This is a genomic window from Neorhizobium lilium (genome assembly GCF_004053875.1).
Lineage (GTDB): Bacteria > Pseudomonadota > Alphaproteobacteria > Rhizobiales > Rhizobiaceae > Neorhizobium > Neorhizobium lilii.
The window spans coordinates 1057451-1076139 of the sequence record NZ_SBIP01000002.1 but is presented as its reverse complement, the minus strand read 5'-3'; the positions used below and the strand labels follow the sequence as shown (position 1 = coordinate 1076139).

General features: G+C 61.4%; 24 protein-coding genes. 10 read left to right on the top strand and 14 right to left on the bottom strand.

What is annotated here, in order from left to right:
• Positions 1-85: 85 nt before the first annotated feature.
• The gene (locus EPK99_RS11385) at positions 86-2278 is read left to right on the top strand and encodes a bifunctional diguanylate cyclase/phosphodiesterase (RefSeq protein WP_128443136.1); all 2193 of its coding nucleotides are present in this window, start codon (positions 86-88) and stop codon (positions 2276-2278) included.
• 47 nt (positions 2279-2325) lie between these two features.
• Here EPK99_RS11385 and EPK99_RS11380 read toward each other — a convergent pair whose 3' ends face one another.
• The 9 genes from EPK99_RS11380 to EPK99_RS11340 all read right to left on the bottom strand — a co-directional run bounded on the left by EPK99_RS11380 (position 2326) and on the right by EPK99_RS11340 (position 7306).
• Positions 2326-2790, bottom strand: a complete 465-nt coding sequence (locus EPK99_RS11380) for a hypothetical protein (RefSeq protein ID WP_128443135.1) — start codon at positions 2788-2790, stop codon at positions 2326-2328.
• Between the two features lie 220 nt (positions 2791-3010).
• On the bottom strand, positions 3011-3268 hold the full coding sequence (locus tag EPK99_RS11375) for a hypothetical protein (RefSeq protein WP_128443134.1): 258 nt from the start codon (positions 3266-3268) through the stop codon (positions 3011-3013).
• A 99-nt stretch (positions 3269-3367) separates the two neighbouring features.
• Complete coding sequence (locus EPK99_RS11370; protein WP_128443133.1) at positions 3368-3628, bottom strand: hypothetical protein; 261 nt, start codon at positions 3626-3628, stop codon at positions 3368-3370.
• 41 nt (positions 3629-3669) lie between these two features.
• Positions 3670-3876 (bottom strand): hypothetical protein, encoded by a 207-nt coding sequence (locus EPK99_RS11365; protein ID WP_128443132.1) that lies wholly within the window; start codon positions 3874-3876, stop codon positions 3670-3672.
• 215 nt (positions 3877-4091) lie between these two features.
• Positions 4092-4448 (bottom strand): VanZ family protein, encoded by a 357-nt coding sequence (locus tag EPK99_RS11360; protein WP_342633739.1) that lies wholly within the window; start codon positions 4446-4448, stop codon positions 4092-4094.
• Between the two features lie 89 nt (positions 4449-4537).
• Entirely contained in the window at positions 4538-4777 is a 240-nt protein-coding gene (locus EPK99_RS11355; RefSeq protein WP_128443130.1) for a hypothetical protein, read from the bottom strand.
• Between the two features lie 28 nt (positions 4778-4805).
• Positions 4806-5750, bottom strand: coding sequence for an oxygen-dependent tRNA uridine(34) hydroxylase TrhO (gene trhO, locus EPK99_RS11350; protein WP_128443129.1), 945 nt, complete (start codon positions 5748-5750; stop codon positions 4806-4808).
• Between the two features lie 76 nt (positions 5751-5826).
• Positions 5827-6834, bottom strand: coding sequence for a CHAD domain-containing protein (locus EPK99_RS11345; protein ID WP_128443128.1), 1008 nt, complete (start codon positions 6832-6834; stop codon positions 5827-5829).
• Positions 6809-7306: a CYTH domain-containing protein gene (locus EPK99_RS11340; RefSeq protein WP_128443127.1), complete on the bottom strand. Its 498-nt coding sequence runs from the start codon at positions 7304-7306 to the stop codon at positions 6809-6811. The genes EPK99_RS11345 and EPK99_RS11340 overlap by 26 nt, the downstream gene beginning before the upstream one ends.
• A gap of 152 nt (positions 7307-7458) precedes the next feature.
• Between EPK99_RS11340 and EPK99_RS11335 the strand changes: the two genes are divergently transcribed.
• The 7 genes from EPK99_RS11335 (at position 7459) to EPK99_RS11305 (ending at position 12928) form a co-directional block, all read left to right on the top strand.
• Positions 7459-8097 (top strand): 2-dehydro-3-deoxy-phosphogluconate aldolase, encoded by a 639-nt coding sequence (locus EPK99_RS11335; protein WP_128443126.1) that lies wholly within the window; start codon positions 7459-7461, stop codon positions 8095-8097.
• Positions 8098-8249: 152 nt separating this feature from the next.
• Entirely contained in the window at positions 8250-8963 is a 714-nt protein-coding gene (locus tag EPK99_RS11330; RefSeq protein WP_128443125.1) for a tellurite resistance TerB family protein, read from the top strand.
• Between the two features lie 153 nt (positions 8964-9116).
• Positions 9117-10142 carry an ABC transporter substrate-binding protein gene (locus EPK99_RS11325; protein WP_128443124.1) on the top strand — a complete coding sequence of 342 codons (1026 nt, stop codon included), beginning with the start codon at positions 9117-9119 and terminating at the stop codon, positions 10140-10142.
• 14 nt (positions 10143-10156) lie between these two features.
• Entirely contained in the window at positions 10157-11179 is a 1023-nt protein-coding gene (locus EPK99_RS11320; protein WP_425374185.1) for a FecCD family ABC transporter permease, read from the top strand.
• Positions 11176-11937 carry an ABC transporter ATP-binding protein gene (locus EPK99_RS11315; RefSeq protein ID WP_128443122.1) on the top strand — a complete coding sequence of 254 codons (762 nt, stop codon included), beginning with the start codon at positions 11176-11178 and terminating at the stop codon, positions 11935-11937. Before EPK99_RS11320 ends, EPK99_RS11315 begins: the two co-directional genes overlap by 4 nt.
• 92 nt (positions 11938-12029) lie before the next feature.
• A complete protein-coding gene (locus EPK99_RS11310; RefSeq protein WP_128443121.1) occupies positions 12030-12725 on the top strand; it encodes a GNAT family N-acetyltransferase in 696 nt (231 codons plus the stop codon).
• Positions 12722-12928 (top strand): hypothetical protein, encoded by a 207-nt coding sequence (locus EPK99_RS11305; RefSeq protein WP_128443120.1) that lies wholly within the window; start codon positions 12722-12724, stop codon positions 12926-12928. Before EPK99_RS11310 ends, EPK99_RS11305 begins: the two co-directional genes overlap by 4 nt.
• Before the next feature lie 9 nt (positions 12929-12937).
• Here EPK99_RS11305 and EPK99_RS11300 read toward each other — a convergent pair whose 3' ends face one another.
• The 5 genes from EPK99_RS11300 to EPK99_RS11280 all read right to left on the bottom strand — a co-directional run bounded on the left by EPK99_RS11300 (position 12938) and on the right by EPK99_RS11280 (position 16171).
• On the bottom strand, positions 12938-13969 hold the full coding sequence (locus tag EPK99_RS11300) for a nickel/cobalt transporter (protein WP_128443119.1): 1032 nt from the start codon (positions 13967-13969) through the stop codon (positions 12938-12940).
• Complete coding sequence (locus EPK99_RS11295; protein WP_128443118.1) at positions 13963-14607, bottom strand: DUF1007 family protein; 645 nt, start codon at positions 14605-14607, stop codon at positions 13963-13965. The genes EPK99_RS11300 and EPK99_RS11295 overlap by 7 nt, the downstream gene beginning before the upstream one ends.
• A gap of 85 nt (positions 14608-14692) precedes the next feature.
• Positions 14693-15604, bottom strand: a complete 912-nt coding sequence (locus tag EPK99_RS11290; RefSeq protein WP_128443117.1) for a LysR family transcriptional regulator — start codon at positions 15602-15604, stop codon at positions 14693-14695.
• Positions 15605-15632: 28 nt separating this feature from the next.
• A complete protein-coding gene (locus EPK99_RS11285; protein WP_128443116.1) occupies positions 15633-15956 on the bottom strand; it encodes a type II toxin-antitoxin system PemK/MazF family toxin in 324 nt (107 codons plus the stop codon).
• Entirely contained in the window at positions 15953-16171 is a 219-nt protein-coding gene (locus EPK99_RS11280) for an antitoxin MazE-like protein (protein WP_128443115.1), read from the bottom strand. Before EPK99_RS11280 ends, EPK99_RS11285 begins: the two co-directional genes overlap by 4 nt.
• 554 nt (positions 16172-16725) lie before the next feature.
• Between EPK99_RS11280 and odc2 the strand changes: the two genes are divergently transcribed.
• Together odc2 and EPK99_RS11270 are read left to right on the top strand one after the other, a co-directional pair.
• The gene (odc2, locus tag EPK99_RS11275; RefSeq protein WP_128443114.1) at positions 16726-17859 is read left to right on the top strand and encodes an ornithine/lysine decarboxylase; all 1134 of its coding nucleotides are present in this window, start codon (positions 16726-16728) and stop codon (positions 17857-17859) included.
• Between the two features lie 103 nt (positions 17860-17962).
• Positions 17963-18532 (top strand): GNAT family N-acetyltransferase, encoded by a 570-nt coding sequence (locus EPK99_RS11270; RefSeq protein ID WP_128443113.1) that lies wholly within the window; start codon positions 17963-17965, stop codon positions 18530-18532.
• Positions 18533-18689 lie beyond the last annotated feature (157 nt).

Genomic DNA, 18689 nt, shown 5'->3' with positions numbered 1-18689 from the left:
CAGTCTCTTCGAGGTTTGGCCCAGCGGTTTTAACGGTATTTGAACACATACTCGCGAAAGATGTGGCGGTCCTGCGAGGAAGAGAATGCGACTTTCACCGCCACGTTTACGCCATCGCCTTGAGGTCGGTCGGCGGTTGACCGGTATGGCGATGCTGGCTGCCTTCGCGCTGGTCGTCGTTCTCGTCACCATCTTCATTCTCACCGCCATCAGCCGCATTGCCGATTACTCGAACCGGCTGGACGACGACCGTTCGCGGCAGACCACGGCCGGCGCTCTGCGCACCTTCGAGAGCCAGCTTCATGCGACGCTGAACGACTATGCGGCCTGGGACGATGCAGCGCAGTTCGTTTATGCCTCCGATGGCCAGGAATGGGTGAAGAGCAATTACGGCGACATGACCGCCAATAGCGATCTCTTCGATATCGCAGTCGTCATGGATATTCATCACAATGTGCTGATGGTCTATCAGGACGGGCAACCTGTCGGATGGAGCCCGCAAGACTATTTCGACGGTTCGCTCTGGACTTTGTTCGACAAGGCCGCCTCTGCAGGGCCGGACGCCGTGCCGGAGGCGACGGGTTTCATTCGAACGGGCAAGGGCGTGGCGGCCATAGGCGCGGCCCTTATCCGAAAGAAATCAGGCGAATTGGACAAGCTGCGCGACCAGCGCCGTTTTTTGGTTTTCGCACGTCACCTGGATGACAAGAAGGTGACCGGCTTGGCGGAAACCTATGTGGTGGAGGGACTGCGTTTTACGGCGTCTGATCAGCCATCGCCGAACACGGTGGATATACGCAACGCCCATGGGCAATTGCTGGCGAGGCTTGGCTGGCAGTCGCGCCTGCCGGGAGATCTCAGCTATCACCAGGTGCGCCCGCTCGTCTATTACGCGCTGGTCATGGTGGGGCTGTTCTTTCTGCTGCTTCTCGTCAGCGGCTCGAACACGCTGAAGCGGGTCAAGGCGGACGAGGCGGCGGCCCGCCAGCTTGCCATGCGCGACAGGTTGAGCGGTCTCCTCAACCGCGCCGGCTTCTTTGCCGCTTTGGACGAACTGGTGGAGGAGGGCCATCGGCGAGAACTGCATGTCCTGCTTCTCTATCTCGACCTCGATGGCTTCAAGGAAGTCAACGACGCTTATGGGCATGGCACCGGCGACCAGCTGATCCGCGGCGTTGCAGCGGGCTTGAAGTCGCTGGTCGGTCCCGATGCGGTGCTGGCGCGCGTGGGTGGCGACGAGTTTGCCGTGGCGCTGCTGACCTTCGAGGCACTTGTGGCAGCCGATACGCTGTCGGACCGAATCCTTGGCTTCTTCGAAGAGCCCTTCGTGATCGGCGAGCGGGTGGCGACCATCGGCACCAGCATCGGGATTGCCATCTCCCCGCGTGGCCGGGTGGCCGGAGAGGAACTGGTCCGGCGGGCTGACATGGCCATGTACCGCGCCAAGGAAACCGGGCGAGGCCGTGCCGATCACTACCGGCCGGAAATGGATGCGGAGCGCGAAGAACGCAACAAGCTGGAGATCGATCTGCGGATTGCGATCGAGCGGGGGGAACTGCATGTGGTTTATCAGCCGGTTGTCGATGCCGAAGGCTGGCTGCTGATCGGGGTCGAGGCTTTGGCCCGCTGGAACCGCAAGGACCATGGTCCGGTGCCGCCGGAAGTCTTCATCCCAATCGCGGAATCGACAGGCCTCATCGACCAGCTCGGCCTTTTCGTGCTGCACCATGCCTGCGAGACGCTGCGGCGATGGCCGGGCCTGAAGCTGGCCGTCAATATTTCGCCCGGCCAGTTCCGCGATCCCGCCTTCGCCAGACATGTGTGTTCTGTGTTCCGCGAAACGGGTACGGATCCGGCTCGCATCACGCTTGAGATGACCGAGGGCTATTTCATTCAAAACCCGGAGCGGGCGCGCATGGCGTTGACGACGCTCCGGCAGCTGGGCGTCCAGATCGCGCTCGACGATTTCGGTGCAGGTTTCTCCAGCGTCGGCTATCTGCGGCAGTTCGGCTTCGATCGGATGAAGATCGACAAGTCGCTGGTGATTGCGCTGGACGATGGCGGACGCGCCGTCGATCTGCTGCAGGCGACGGTCGCTTTGGCGCGCTCACTGGATATTCCGGTGACGGCCGAAGGTGTGGAAACGCGCCAGCAGGCGATCCAACTGAAGCTGACCGGGTGCGACGAGCTGCAGGGCTATTTCTTCGGCAAGCCGATGTCGGCGGAAGACATCGATACGATCTACCGTGGCAACCGCCGTATGGATGGCGCCGCGTAGTTCGGCAAGGGGCCGCAGATTGTCGCGCGAACCTCGAATAAGGCGCTCTATCCGCGGTGTCCGGTAAATCTGTTATAGGCTCTGTAGAAGTTCGCCATGGGGATGCCGAGTTCCAAAGCGATGACACGGCGCGTCTTGCCCTCGGCTTCCATGGACTTGGCCTTGTCCAGCCATATCGGAGGCACGAGCCGAGGCGATGCGCGTCTATCGACCGGGATATCGCGGCAGACGCGTTGTACGGACGTCTTGCTCAACCCGACCTTTTCGGCGATGTCGCCAAGCCGCATGCTCCTGTAGCGCAATGCTCTCGCCAGTTTGATCTTCTCGCGCATGATCTTGTCGTCGATCTGTACGATCGAGCGGCGGAGATCCTCGGCCTCGGAAACCAGCGCGGCTATGGCAGCCGCTATAGCAGGCGTCTGCTCCAATGAATACAGGCGCTCAAGGTCATCCTCGATGCGCTGCAATCGCGTGGAAACCGCTTCTTTCGGTCCATTGCTTTCCATAGGCACGTCCATCCTCCTGATGGTCTGCGGTTCGCGCTATTGTCAACTTTGCGAGCGGATATGGGTTGAAACCGTGGAAACTCAAGAGTAGCCAGCCGAGGCGATAGTCGCATCATGGACTTTAGATGAAACATCCACGTCTTTAGGTGGAATATCCAAATAACCAGCGACACACGCTTGTGCGCCAAAATCGGCACACACGCTCCAACGCCGAATGCCGATTGGCCTAGAGCGAGGACGAGGAATAGCTGGACTGCGCGGCGTCCTCGGTGTCGTCGCCCACTCCAAGGATCTCCAGCAGTGCTGCGCGCTCCGGACCGAAAGGCTTGATATTCAGGAATTCGCGGACGGGCGTACGTGTTTCGTGTCCGCCGGATGGTTCGTTCGCCTTGTGAAGAACATAGGGTTCCTGGGTTTCGTCGGCCGTGGCCAGAAACCAGCGATCACCATTGGAACTGGAAGCGAATTGTTTGATGTCATGCATGGGATGATCCTTTTTTGGTCGGCGACCAAACGGCGGCCCGGCTGCCGAGTTGCATCCGCCGGAAAAAATAGTTCTGGGTCATCGCCCGGGTGGACGTCTTTAATCTGCGAGAAGTGGAGAGGATCTCCGCTCCAGCGGATAGTCGCTTGCGTCATAAAGCCTGCGGATCTGGTTGGCGTCGAAGCGGGCTTCATCCACCTCCAGGATCGATCCACGGAGCAACTGGGCCGGCATATCCTCAATGGCGAAGCGCAAGGCTTCTGCCGCCGAGTCGAACCGCTGGTAGCGGATACGGCTGCGCATTCTGTGGGTCTTGCACGGATAAAGGCCGGCACCGGCACCGTAATTGAATATAGCCATTATTTATCTCCCGCCTTGATCAGGCTCATGGATAATGAGGGTCAGGATGGAGCACGGAAGAAAACTGCGGACGGAGAAGCTCCGGTGCGCCGCTTTTCCAGACGCTCCTGCAATTCATCACGTCTCGCCTCCTGCTTGCGAAGCGACTGTCCGCTGCGGAAGTCCTGAAGCTTGCCTGCATCGGAGGCCTTATCTGGGTCAGGACGCTTGAACAAATCTTCAGCGGCACTGCGGGCGGTTTGAACCATGGTGTCATCCTCGTCATGGGGCTGCGGCAAACAAGATACGGCGCAGCGTCTCCGGCCGAACGGGCGGGAGTTGAAACGTTCCGATTTCGAGGTAAGCCAAACATCCGGGCGGGCCGGGAGGATCAGGTCGCCAAAAGGCTGAACGCTTCATACGTATATAAGGATACTGTCCGCCCTTTTCAAGCCGGCCAGCGATCAGGCGAAAGGGGCAGGGCTCATGCCCCGCGTTTGACGCCGACCTGTGCCGGGCGCCCGGGCCTGACCTGGTTGATGAGCCATGCCACGACCGCTCCGAACGCTGCGCCCGCCGCTTTGACCGCGGCATCGTCCATATGGGCGTGACGGGTCGGCGAGAGCAACTGAAGCGCCTCGATGGCCAGGGCGCCGAAGATGAGCAGGACGCTGCAAAGTACGAAGTGCCTCGGATAGGCCATGACGAAAAGCAGCGTCATCAGTGCAAAAGCAAGCGCCCGGTCGAGATCTACCGGCAAGTAATCATGCGGGCGCCAGCCGATCGGCGAAACGGTAACGAAGACAATGGCAAGAAGCGAGAGCCAGGCTACAATCTTCAACGGGCGAGGTTTCATCATCCCGCCATGATAGACCAATGCTGCGGGGCAGCAACAAGACCTTGCCCGGATGGTTTACGGCGCGGGCAGTGTTACCGCCGGGCAAGCCTGCGGCTTAGGAGAAGTGCAATTGCAATGAGCGCCGTGATCAGGAGAGCGGTTTCGAGGAAGCTGATCCGATCTGCCACAAACTGCTGCCGGTTGCTGATCGTACCAAGCGAATCGACCACGCAGCCATCCTGCGCCTGGCCTTGCGGCACGTCATGACACCAATCCAGCGCGATCTGGTAGGCCGCAAAGAAGGGACTGCCGGGCTTCGGTATGTTCTGCATGGCTGCCAATCCTCCAAACCCTGAAGCGCTAGCTGCCGATATGCTTGTCGCCGCGCTTTTTGGCGAGCGCGATCTGGCGTTGCCGTTCGCGATAGCGCTCGCGGTCGTCTTCCGTGCGCGTTTCGTAGCAATGCGAACAGGACACGCCTTCCTCATAATGGGGAGAGGTGATCTCCTCAGCCGTGATCGGGCTGCGGCAGGCATGGCAGAGCTTGTGGCTGCCCTCCTTCAGGCCGTGCTCGACCGACACGCGCTCGTCGAACACGAAGCAGGCGCCTTCCCACAGGCTTTGCTCGGCCGGCACGTCCTCCAGGTATTTGAGAATGCCGCCCTTGAGGTGATAGACGTCCTCGAAACCATGCTCCTTCATGAAGGCCGTGGCCTTTTCGCAGCGGATGCCGCCGGTGCAGTACATGGCGATCTTCGGCTTGTTGTGCAGGCCGGGATTGTTGCGGACCCAGTCCGGAAACTCTCGGAAGGTCTTGGTCTTGGGATCGACGGCGCCCTTGAAGATGCCGATCGCGGTTTCGTAATCGTTGCGCGTGTCGATCACGATCGTCTCGGGATCGGAGATCAGCGCGTTCCAGTCCTTCGGGTCCACATAGGTGCCGACGATGCGCCGGGGGTCGATGTCCTCGACGCCCATGGTGACGATTTCCTTCTTGAGCTTCACCTTCATGCGCACGAAGGGCATCTTCGATGCACGACTTTCCTTGTGCTCCAGATTGGCGAATTCGGGCTGGGCGCGCAGATGGGAAAGCAGGGCAGAGATTGCCGCGTCGGAGCCGGCGACGGTTCCGTTGATGCCTTCGCGGGCGAGCAGCAGCGTGCCCTTGATGCCGTTCTCGTCGCAGAAGACCTGCAGCGGATCGCGGAACGACTGGTAACGGTCGAAGCGGGCGAAATGATACAGCGCCGCCACGAGCCAGGCGCCCGCCGTTTCAGGCTTCGGTTGGGTCAGATTTTCTGTCATCGCGCTCAAATACAGCCGGATGGCGCTCTACGCAACGGACCAGCGGCGGTGACGGCATGGTTTATTTGACCGTCTCCTATTCGGCAGCCAAGTCAGCCACGGAGGCTGCCTCAGCGTGCCCCTGCGTCCGCGGTTCGCGCGGGCGGTAGGGTTTCCGCTTCTTTTCGGCCTTTGGATGCCGCGCCGCATCTTTCCAGAGCCGCTCGATGATAGCGCCTTCCAGGTCGGCCTGGTCGCCGAACACCTTTTCGGCCAGCGGCAGCGCCTCCTGCCTCAGGCTCTGCTGACGGGCGATGATGGCGCCGAGAATTCGGGCCAGGGTCTCGCTGCTGCCGAACAATTCCGGGCTTTCATTGACGAGTTGCGTCAGGACAGAGAGATCGTGCTCGTGCCCCAGCAGATCGACCAGTTGTTTTGCCTCTTCCTGCTTTGCCCGCATGGCCGAGGGCCAGATGCCGCCGAGCAGCGCCAGGTGCATCCAGTAGGTCTGGCCGGACTTGCGCAACTCGTGAAATGCCTCGGCATGGGCGTTCCCGTGGCATTCCTCAAGAGCCGCCAACGCCCGCAGCCGCTGCGTCTTCCAGGCCTTGGCCAGCATGCGGGCGGTCTTGCGTCCGCCATCGTCCAGCTTCAGCTCGTCGAGTGCGTCGATCGCCTCGCGACAGCTTGCAGCAGCGGCTTTCATCCTGGCCGGCAGGTCGTGTTCTTCGGCGGCTATGCGGTCCCGCCGGTCCGACAGCGTGCGCGACGCAAAAGTCAGCGCGGCAACCTCCTCGGGCGACCCGGCTCCAGTGGTCAAATAATCGACCGTTTCCACCAGCGCGGTCGCATCGCGCACAGCCGACAGCGTCTGGGCCATGTCACGGATACGGGTGTTTTCGCGATTGCGGAAAGCCTTGGCCTCGGGCTGGATCAGCCGGTAGAGCGCCCGAACACGCTTGAACTTCTTGCGGGCGTCGTGAGCCGCCTCGTGCGGGCCTTGCGGTTGTTCCTCCAGAAGTTCGATCGCCTTGGACAGCTGGCTTTTGACGGCGGAACGGAACTCGGCGGTGAAGGGCCTATCCGGCCGTAGTCGATAGGCCATGAACCAGCTCCCCGTTCAAGTCTTCGGTTGCCATGACAAGGTTGGAATAACGCCGGTCGCCGGTAACTTCCCGGCCGATCCAGTCAGGCAGAGCAGGCATGGCGTCCTCGTGCTCCATCTCCACCTCTGCCACGACGAGCCCTTGATAGGCGCCGCCATAGACGTCCACCTCCCAGATATAGCCCTCGTGCTCGATCTTGTGGCGCGTCTTCTCCAGGACGACGCCGATCGCTGCGCGGGCCATATCCTGCGCATCGCCGAGCGGAATATCGTATTCGTACTCGTCGCGGGACAGAAGCTTGCGGCCGATCTTGATCGTCAGCCGGGCGCTTTTTCCGTCGAAAATCCGCACCCGTATGGAACGGTCTTCGCCGCCGGCGATATAGGCCTGCAGAAACACGGAAGAGGATGCGATTTCCGAGCGCCAGCCGTCACTCTTTACCAGAAACTTGCGCTCTATCTCTTTAGCCATGCCGATCCTGCCGTTGAACTATGGCCGGAGCCTAGCGCAAATGACTGGTGGGGCCAACTGTTCCGCTACTGCGGCCGGTTTTTTCTCGACAGGACGGCCCTCCGGCGCTATCTCAGCGGCAGATTTCAATCGTTTAAGCGGAGACGATCGCCATGGCCGGCAAGAGCGAAAAGCTGCTTTCCATTCTGAAACTGCAGCCGGTTGTGCCGGTGTTGATCGTAGACGATGCGAAGTCGGCGGTCGGGCTTGCCAGAGCGCTTGTGGCGGGCGGGCTGCGCGCCATCGAGATCACCATGCGCACGCCGGCAGCCCTCGATGCCGTCAAGGCGGTGGCCGAGGACGTGGAGGGCGCCAATGTGGGCGCCGGCACCATCCTCAATGCGCGCGACTTCGATGCGGCGGTAAAAGCCGGTTCCACCTTCATCGTCAGCCCCGGCTCGACGCCCGGCGTGCTCGATGCGGCCAAGGGGTCCGACGTTCCGCTGCTGCCGGGTGCTGCGAGTGCCAGCGAAGTGATGGCGCTACGGGAAGCAGGCTTCGACGTGATGAAATTCTTCCCCGCGGAACAGGCGGGCGGAGCGGCCTTCCTCAAGGCGCTGTCTTCGCCGCTGGCCGGCACGCTGTTCTGCCCCACCGGCGGCATCTCCCTGAAGAACGCCAGGGACTATCTGTCGCTGCCGAACGTTGTCTGCGTCGGTGGCTCCTGGGTCGCGCCCAAGGAGATGGTGTCTGCCGGCGACTGGGCCGGTATCACCAAGCTCGCTTCGGAAGCATTCACGCTCGATAAGTAGAGCGCGAGCCGGCATGCGCATGGCTGCAAGGCCACGGGCGCGCATGCCTGACAATCTCGTTATCGGCGCGTTATCGGCGGGCGGAAAAATTGCTTTCCCGCCTTGCGCTTCCTATCTCCCGCTTCAACCAAGGCAAGTTTAGGGAGATATCCATGTTCGACGCCAAGAAGCTTCTCGACCAATTCCTCGGCTCGCAGATCCCGGGCCTTTCGGGATCGGTCAGAGATCGCGCCGGGCAGGCTGGCCAGCTTGCCAAGGACAATCCCATGAAGACGGGGGCTATCGTCGCAGCGCTTCTCGGCACCAAGACGGGCCGCGATATTGCCGGCAATGTGGCAACCGTCGGCGGCATTGCCGCCATCGCCGGTCTCGGTTATCTCGCCTACAAGAACTACCAGTCGGGGCAATCGCCCCAGACGGCACCCCAGCCAAGCCCGCAGGCGGTGACGCAAGTGCTGGCACCGCCGACGGACTCGCCCTTCCACCCGCAGTCTCCGGCGTTGACCAATGATTTCGCGCTGACCCTGGTGCGGGCGATGATCGCGGCGGCCAAGGCCGATGGCCATATCGACGAGGCCGAGCGGGCCAATATCATGGACAAGGTGCATGCTGTCGATCTCGGCGCGGAGGCTGAAGCCTTCATTGCAGAAGAACTGGCCAATCCGATCGATATCGATGGCCTCGTCGCGGCGGCCCGCACCGAAGAACAGAAGGTCGAAGTCTATGCCGCCTCGCGGCTGACGATCGATCCAGATACCCGCACCGAACGCGGCTATCTGGATATGCTGGCCGGGCGGCTCGGCCTTGCGGACGGACTGATCGAGCATATCGACGCCACGGTCACTGCCGCCAAGGTCAAGGTGTAGGAACGCCTTTTTCTTCGCTGCCGGGAGGGATTTCTCTCCCGGCAATTCGTGGCAAATCTATCCTGTGAAAAGTTGATAGAAACAGTCTTGTTTCGCGCCTTCCCGACAGCTATACGGCGCCAGACGCCCGCCAAAGCCAGTCAGGAATTCACCATGTCCGCAGCAAAATCGCTCCTGCTTCTCTCCGCTCTTTGCGCCACGCTCGGTTTTGCCGCCGCGCCCGCGCTTGCGGCTCCCACCCAATATCCGCTGACGATCGACAATTGCGGGAGCAAGGTCACGTTCGAGAAGGCGCCGCAGCGCGCGGTCGCTCTTGGGCAGAACAGCGCGGAAATCCTGCTGCTTCTCGGACTTCAGGACAAGATGGCCGGCACTGCCTTCTGGCCGAGCAAGGTGTTGCCGCAACTCGCGGAAGCCAATGCCAAGGTCAAGCTGCTGACCGTCGAGTTCCCGACCTTCGAATCCATCCTGGCGGAAAATCCGGATATCGTCGCCGCCGCCCTGCCGAGCCTGCTGGGTCCGTCCAGCAAGGTCGCAAAGCGGGAGGATTTCGATAAGGTCGGCGTTCCCAGCTATCTTTCGCCGAGCACCTGCCTCAGCACCGACAAGGTGAAGGACCAGTACGGCAGCCGGTCCGCACTTTGGAACATGGATCTGCTCTACAAGGAGATCGGCGAGCTTGCGCAGATCTTCGACGTTGCCGACCGCGGCGATGCGCTGATCGCCGACTTCAAGGCCCGCGAGGCGGCGCTCAAGGCACGTGTTGCAAAGGACGACAAGGATCTCTCCTTCGTCTTCTGGTTTTCCAGCCCCAGCCCGTCGGCCGATGCCTATCTGGGCGGCAAGAACGGCGCGTCCGGTTATATTGCCGATGTGCTGGGTGGGCATAATGCCATCACGGCGGAAGCCGAATGGCCGACCCTCGGCTGGGAAAGCATCATTGCCGCCAACCCGGACGTGATCGTGGTCGCAAGCCTCGACCGCAATCGCTGGGAGCTCGATAAGCCGGAAGCCAAGATCAAGTTCCTCACCACCGATACGGCCGTGAGTCAGATCACCGCAGTCAGGGAAAAGCACATCGTCGTCATGGACGGCCAGGCGATGAACCCGACGATCCGCACCATTTACGGCGCCGAGCAGGTGGCTGAGCAACTGAAGGCGCTCGGTCTCATCAAGTGACGCAATCGTCCCGCATGATCCGGCACATCGCAGGGACTGCGGCCCTGCTGCTTTTCTCGCTTTGCGTCGTGGCGCTGGCGATCGGGATCAGCGTTGGGATCGGCGACCTGCCGATTCCGCTCGGGACGACCTGGTTTGCCGTTACCAACAAACTGGGATGGACGGCTGTTCCTCTCAACCGCATCCACGAGACGGTGATCTGGGACTATCGGCTGAGCCGGGCTCTGGTCGCCGCTTTCTGCGGCGCCGGCCTCGCTTTGTCGGGCGCGATCATGCAGTCGCTGCTGCGCAATCCGCTGGCGGAACCCTATGTGCTCGGCATTTCGGCGGGCGCTTCCACGGGCGCGGTCGCCATCGTCATCCTGGGTGTGGGGGCGGGTGTGGTATCCCTTTCGGCCGGCGCCTTTGCCGGTGCGTTTGCCGCCTTCTTCTTCGTCGCGCTCCTGTCGAACGGCACACGCGGCGGCGCCGACCGCACCATCCTGGCAGGTGTCGCCGCCTCCCAACTGTTCAACGCGACCACATCCTATATCGTCACCACCTCCGGCAATGCGCAGCAGGCGCGCGATGTCATGTTCTGGCTGCTCGGCAGCTTCGGCGGCGTGCGCTGGCCGGAATTCGCTCTCGTCTCGGTCGTGCTGGGCATCGGGCTTCTGGTCTGTCTCTGCTATGCGCGGGTGCTGGATGCCTTCGCCTTCGGCGACGAGGCGGCATCGGCGCTCGGCGTCAATGTCGGGAGAGCCCGCATCATCCTGTTTGCCGTGACGGCGATGATGACGGCGACGATCGTCAGCATGGTCGGCTCGATCGGCTTCGTCGGGCTCGTCGTGCCGCATGCGGCGCGCTTCCTGGTCGGACCTCTGCATATCCGGCTGCTGCCCGCTTGCGCGATTGCCGGCGCGATCTTCATGGTCGCCGCAGACATTGCCTCGCGCGCGATCATTCCCCAGCAGGTGCTGCCGATCGGGGTCGTGACGGCGCTTGTCGGCGTGCCCTTTTTCTCCATCATCCTCTATCGTTTCCAGCGACCATCATGAGCATCAAGGCTGACAATCTGATCTGGAAGATCGGCCGGACGACCGTGCTGGATGGGGTCTCGCTCGAGGCACAGCCCGGCAAGATGCTGGGGCTGCTGGGGCCGAACGGTTCCGGCAAGACCTCGCTGCTGCGTCTGCTGGCCGGGCTGAAACGCCCGCATTCGGGCCGGATTACGCTGGATAACAGTGACCTGAGCACGATGGCCCGCTCTGCCATTGCCCGTCGGGTCGCCTTCGTGGAGCAGCATGCCTCCACCAATGCCAATCTCAAAGTGATCGACGTGGTAAAGCTTGGGCGGTTTCCGCACCGCTCGATGTTTTCCGACTGGACCGTTGCCGATGACGAGGCGGTCGAGAGCGCTCTGTCCCGAGCGGGCATGACGGGGAAACGCAATCAGGGCTGGAACAGCCTGTCCGGCGGCGAAAAACAGCGCGCTCATATCGCCAGAGCGCTTGCGCAGTCGCCACAGGAACTCATCCTGGACGAGCCCACCAATCACCTGGATATCCAGCACCAGATCGGCCTGATGCGGCTTGTTGCCGAGCTTCCGGTCACCAGCATCATCGCCATGCACGACCTCAACCACGCCGCCATGTTCTGCGACCAGCTCGTGGTTTTGGAGCGCGGCAAGGTCGTTGCATCCGGGACGCCGGACAAGGTGCTGACGCAAGATCTGCTGCGGGACGTGTTTGTCGTCGATGCCCGGGTGGAAACTTCACCGCACCATTCACGCCCGCATATCCATTACCTGCGCTGACTGTCGAGACGGCTCCATTGTTGTGGAGCCGCTGAGCCGTTGCCTTTGGCGCGACGCTGGCCTAAGCCTCTGAAGTCATTCTCGAGGGTATCATGCGCGATCTGAACAACTACAAAGCCGCCGCTCCGGCCCCCGTTACGCTTGCCGGGCGCTTCGTGACACTCGAACCCTATGATGCGCCGGCGCATCTGGCAGAGCTTTGGGGCGCGCTTGGCGGGGCGCAAGGCATCAACGAACTGCTTCGGTATTTCCCGAACGAGGAATATGCCTCGTCCGCGCAATTCGGCGCCTGGATCGATCATGCCAGGGTCGCGTCTAGCTTCGTGACGCTGGTCGCCCGCGACAATGCCGATGGCAAGGTGGTGGGTATGGCAAGCTTCATGCGGCCGGACCCCAAGAACGGCGTGGTCGAGGTCGGCTCTGTCGCCCATGGCGCCTCGATGAAGCGCTCGCCGCTATCGACCGAGCTTCACTATCTGATGGCACGCCACGTGTTCGAGGACCTCGGCTATCGCCGCTACGAGTGGAAGTGCCATAACGAGAACGAGCCGAGCAAGAAGACGGCAAGGCGCTACGGCTTTTCCTTCGAGGGCGTCTTCCGCCAGCACATGATTTCCAAGGGCAGTAACCGCGATACGGCCTGGTTCTCGATGATCGACAGCGAATGGCCGGTGATCGGAAAAGCCTTCGAGGCCTGGCTTTCGCCGGAGAATTTCGATGCGGATGGGCAGCAGAAGCGGCGGCTGGAAGATATCCGTGCCGAAATCTCGCAAAGCGTGGCCGCATGACGCCGGAAGCCAAATCCCAGGCCATCGCGGCGGCGGCCATTCTGCTCGTGGCAGGCCTCGTGATCTACTTTCTACCGGCGCTCGTGCTTTGGATCGCACAGTTTTCGCCAACGCTTGCGGTCGTGGTCGGGGCAGCGCTCCTGCTCGGCTTCTTCGCCATCTTCTGGCTGCGCGCCCGCTATCAGCGGCGCAAGGAGCGGTAGAGCAGAGTTCTACGCTTGCAAGGCAGCTCCGAGCAAGGAGAGGCCGACCAGAAGCACGAAGACCGCGCCGCCGATCTCGATCGCATGGCTGAGCATCCGGCCCGTGCGCGAGCCCTTGCCCGCAATCCGGACGGCGATATCCTTGGCGGTAACGGCAAGCGTCGCGAGAATGGTGACGGTGATGGCTGTTCCAAGCGACATCGCGAAGACGGACAGGATGCCGCCCAGATAAAGGCCGTTCAGAAGCGCGAAGCTCATCACCAGTATGGCGCCCGAGCAAGGACGCAGCCCCACCGCAATGATCGCGGACCAGGCTTCGCGCAGGTTGAACTCCTTAGCCCGAAGGGTTTCGGGATCGGGCATGTGGCTGACGCCGCAGACCTCGCAATAGCCGTCGTCGTCCTGCTCGTGATCGGTGACCTCTATCGCCTGGAAGCTGAGGCCCGTGGGCCCACGACCTGCGCCGGCGCTCGCTGCCATGGGCATGGACATTACCGGGATGCGCAGGGCTCTCAATTTCCTGACCAGCAGCCAGGCGCCAAAGAGGGCGACCATGGCGAAGCTTGCGATCTCCATGGCCTGTGTCGCCTCCGTCATGGTGATGCCGGAGCCGCGCAAAACCACATAGGCAGTGCCCACAAGGGCAATGGCGATGACGCCCTGCAGCAGGGCCGAAAGGAAAGAGATGACGACGCCGCGCTTCAGTTCGATCTCGTTGGCGATCATATAGGAGGAGATCACCGCCTTGCCGTGCCCGGGGCCGGCGGCGTGGAAGACGCCATAAGCGAAAGAAAGGCCGATCAGTCCCGACAGCGCCCAAGGGTCCTGGCGCATCGCCTTCAGCGCTCCGGTCAGTGCACGGTAGAAGGCTTGCTGGTGCATGTTGATCCAGGCGAAGAAGGGTCCAAGCGGACCGCCGACGGAAAAGGCGGGCTCGGCCGAGCCGACACCCAGCGGCGACTGCGCATAGGCCGCGCCGGCGATAGCCGTGAGGATGAGCGCCGTAACCGGCAGCAGGAGCATGCGTCTTAGCTTCAGCATGTCACTTCCAGCCGGGTTGCGAAAAGCTTGGTCATGTCCGTGCCTGTGGGATCGTTGAAGAAGGCGTCCGTCAGGGTGGAGCTGTTCTGCGAGATCACCTCGTCCGGATCAGGCCGCACCACCTTGTGCTGGCATTTGGAGAAGCTAGCGCCCTTCAGCACCAGGTCGCTATCTGTCGGGAAGTCGATGGAGGTGTAGAGCGACGGATCATAGATGCCGAAGGTCAGCCGGCCTTTCAGCGGCACCGGTTTCTGCGGCTTGACGGAGAACAGCACCAGCAACTGGTTGTCCTTCAGCGAGACATGGATGACATCCGGCTTGTTGATCGGCATGTTGGCGCCGTTCAGCGTGATGGTCGTGAAGTAGTGGAAGTCGGCCAGCGATTTGCGCATGGTCTCGCCAAGCGCCGCCAACTCGCTCGGATCGAGCTTCAGATTGGTGTTCTTGTCGAAATCGAGAAGCACGCTGGAGGAAAAGACCTCATCGAACCGCCAGACATTCTGCAGTTCGGCGATATTTCCGTCATCGCCGGCGACGATTTCGAGCCGGGCCTCCGCGAAGATATGCGGATGGGCGAGGGCGGGCAGGGGGAGGGTCAAGGCGCCAAGCGCAGCTATCGTGGCAAGTCCATATCGCATGTGCAGGCGGTCCCGGTTCGTGAGCTTGATTGAAAGGCAAATGGGACGGAATTTCGGCTCAACCAGGCGGCGAGCTTGCCTTCGGTCATGACTCCGCGGGCGCCTGCTGCTGCTTGCGAAACCATTGGGCGAGAAAATCCACGAAGCTCCTGACCTTGGCCGGAAGGTAGCGGCGGTGGGGATAGACGGCGTAGATGCCACGATCCTTGATGATATATTCATCGAACAGCATCACCAGTTCGCCTGACTGGATCGAGGCGGCGGCAATGAAATCCGGAATGATCGCAACGCCCAGGCCGGCGCGCGCGGCGCGCAGCGTGGCCTGGGGGCTGTTGACCTCGATCGGTCCGCTGACGGCGACCGAGATCATCGAGCCGTCGCTGTCCACAAAACGCATATTGTTGTGCCAGCGGGAATTGGTGTCGATGATGAAGGGGGTGCGGTTCAATGTCTGCGGGTGGTCGAGCGGCCCGTATTTTGCGACCACTTCGGGAGTTGCAACCGCATAGACCCGGAAGTCGGACAGCTTCTTGGCGATCATCCCGGAGTCTTCCAGCTTGGTGATTCGGATTGCGAGGTCGAAATTCTCCTCGATCAGATCGACGAAGCGGTCTTCCGCAACGATCTCCAGCGAGACGTCCGGATGCGCCTTGACGAAATCGATCATCGACTGGCCGACATCGGCATCGATGAAAGTACGCGGCGCGGAGATGCGGAGCTTGCCCTTCAGGTCCGTATTGTTCTCGCGCACGAGGTCGGCGAGACTGTCGATCTCCTTCAGAATGTCGGCGGCGGTACGGTAATAGGTATGACCGGCCTCGGTCAGCGAGAATTGGCGTGTGGTGCGGTTGAGGAGAAGGGCGCCGAGATCGTCTTCCAGTTCCCGCACGTATTTGGACAGAAGCGCCTTGGACCGGCCGGTGCGCCGAGCGGCTGCCGAAAAGCCCTCCGCCTCGACCACGTCGATGAAGGCACGCATGCGGGTCAGTGTGTCCATTTATGCTCCGTCTGCCAATCGCTCAACTCTACAAGCCGAGCGCGAATGCCAGTGCTATGTTGAGGCGGTGAAGGTCAGCGTCGTTCAGTCGGCCGATGACAGAACCGATGCGGTGACGTGCCATGGTCAGGGGCTTATCGGCCATGATCTGCGAGAAAATCCGCAGGCCATTCGTTTCGCTGGGTTCAACATCTACCCTGTAATCCGCATCAGAGATCAATGTCGTTGTGAATTGACAGAAACTCATTGAAGCATGCTCATCAATGAGTTCGTCGGCGAGAATGATGACAGCGGGGCGAGGCTTGCCATAGTCGCCGGGCGCGGCGAGGATTACAATATCGCCACGTCTCATTCGTTTTCCAGAAGACCATCCGCTCCATAGTCGGAGACTGCTTCGATGAAGGCGATTGCCTCAGCTTCCGCCGCCGCATCGGTCGATCTATGCGAAGCCCTTATCCGCTTCTGAACCTCGGGGTGGCGGGCATCAGGCACCAGCAAGCGCACCTCCCGAACCGGCAGCCCCGTGAGCTTGTCCCTTAACACCTTGTGATGCGCAGTCGCCGACATCGCGAAATCTTTCCGAACGGGTGATAGAACACCAGTATAGGCAACTGGCGATTTCGTGCAAATGGCGCTGCCAGGGCTGCACTCCATTATTTTCGGCAAGCTCAAAAAACCGCTTGATTATGACGGCGAATATTCTTATCTCCTGGTCAGCCCAAAGTCGCACGTGCCCGTGGGTGTCCGCCGACCCTCTATTTGGTGAGGTCATCGGTAAGGTACCTGGAACTAACCCCTCCAGTCGCTATTCCGGCCATCCGGGAAATGCGAGGACATCTGAAGCAACGACGGTGCGGGCCTTTTTGTTCTCTCCCGGCTTTCCAACAGCCGGGGTTACTGAAGAGGCACACCATCATTGCCGGAAGTGCGGTAGGGACCTCCCTCCAATCCATGGCAGACAAAGCCGGATTTTCGTTCTTGGCAGAGCGTTGATCCACTTACCGCGCGTTTGAGCGTGTCAGGGAATCGGTGTCTCCACCGACTGGTTCCTGGCGCATGTTCATCCGTCCTTTGTCCTCCGGTTCGCAAGCCGGAGCCTTGAGATTTGGAAGGGACTGACCATGACCACTGCTCGCATCCTCGACTTCATCAAGACCCAGCGTCCCGAAGGTCCTTACCTCGTGGTCGATCTCGACGTCGTGCGCGACAATTTCAAGGCTTTCCGTCATGCCCTGCCGGACAGCGCGATCTACTACGCCGTCAAGGCCAATCCGGAGCCGGCAATCCTGAAGCTTCTCGCTTCGATGGGTTCCAACTTCGACTGCGCTTCGGTGGCCGAGATCCAGATGGCCCTCGATGCCGGCGCGTCCGCAGACCGCATCTCGTTTGGCAACACGATCAAGAAGGAACGCGACATTGCCCGCGCCTTCGCACTCGGTGTCGGTCTCTATGCCGTCGACAGCCATGAGGAAGTCGAGAAGATTTCCCGCGCTGCTCCGGGTGCAAAGGTGTTCTGCCGCGTGCTGACCGATGGCGAAGGCGCCGAATGGCCGCTGTCGCGCAAGTTCGGCTGCGTGCCGCAGATGGCTGTCGATGTGCTCGTCTACGCTCACCAGCTGGGCCTGGAATCCTATGGCGTGTCCTTCCATGTCGGCTCGCAGATGACCAAGGTCGATGCGTGGGATTCGGCTCTCGCCGATGCCAAGCGCGTCTTCGGCCAGCTGGCAAAGCAGGGCATCGTGCTGCAGATGGTCAACATGGGCGGCGGTTTCCCGACCAAGTACCTGCGCGACGTGCCGTCCGCTGAAGCTTACGGTCAGGCGATCTTCGCTTCGCTGCGCAAGCACTTCGGGAACAACCTGCCGAAGACGATCATCGAGCCGGGTCGCGGCATGGTCGGCAATGCCGGCGTCATCAAGACGGAAGTCGTTCTGATTTCGAAGAAGTCGGACAACGACAACCATCGCTGGGTCTTCCTCGACATCGGCAAGTTCGGCGGTCTGGCCGAAACCATGGACGAGGCCATTCGCTACCCGATCCGCACCGAGCGCGATCAGGACGAGATGGAACCCTGCGTTCTTGCCGGTCCGACCTGCGATTCGGCCGACGTGATGTACGAGAAGAACATGTATCCGCTGCCGATCTCCCTCTCGATCGGCGACGAAGTTCTGATCGAAGGCACCGGCGCCTATACGACCACCTATTCGGCCGTCGCCTTCAACGGCTTCGAGCCGCTCAAGGCCTACGTCATCTAAGGGTGACGCATCTGCCTTCGCCGACCCCGTAGCCAGCCGGGGCGGCAAATTCACAATGATCCGCAGTACCGCCTTGAACGGTTTTGGGTAACGGGAGGCCAGGATGGCCACTGTTCTTGATTCTGTCCGCGCATTTTTTGCGCCTGTCACTACCTACACCATCGACGCCGAAACACCGGCCGACGTGGTGGCCCGCGAAACCTTGCTCGACCGCGCCATGGGGCCGGATCGCCGCAAGAAGTCGTCGGAGAAGATCCGCCGCAACCGGCTTCCGGCCGAAGGCCTGGCGCTTGTCGCCCGCGATGCCCATGGCCACGCCATCGGCACGGTTCGCCTGTGGAATGTCGAAGCCGGCATTTCCATGGACGGCACGCCGGTCGATGCGCTTCTGCTCGGGCCGCTTGCGGTGGACTCGTCTTTCGAGGGCAAGGGCATCGGCGGCGCGCTGATGCGCGCTGCCATCATGGAAGCGACCCATCGCGGCCATGGCGCCGTGCTTCTTGTCGGCGATGCCGCATATTATGAGCGCTTCGGCTTTTCGGCGCGCAAGACGCAGCATCTCGTCATGCCCGGCCCCTTCCAGCGCGCACGCTTTCTGGCGCTCGAACTGAAGGCAGGCTGGCTCGACGGCGCGGTCGGCATGATCGTGGCGAGCGGACGCAAGCTCGGCTGAGCAATCACGGCAGATCCCATTGCGGCGGGCAGTATTGGATGTATTCCAAGTGCCTGCCGCATTCCTGCGTCTGAATTGCTCTCGTCGCCCCTGCCACTTCAGGGCGGAAGTGTGGTTTCCATGCGACATATTCGCCCCATCCGCGTAGCCGTGCACT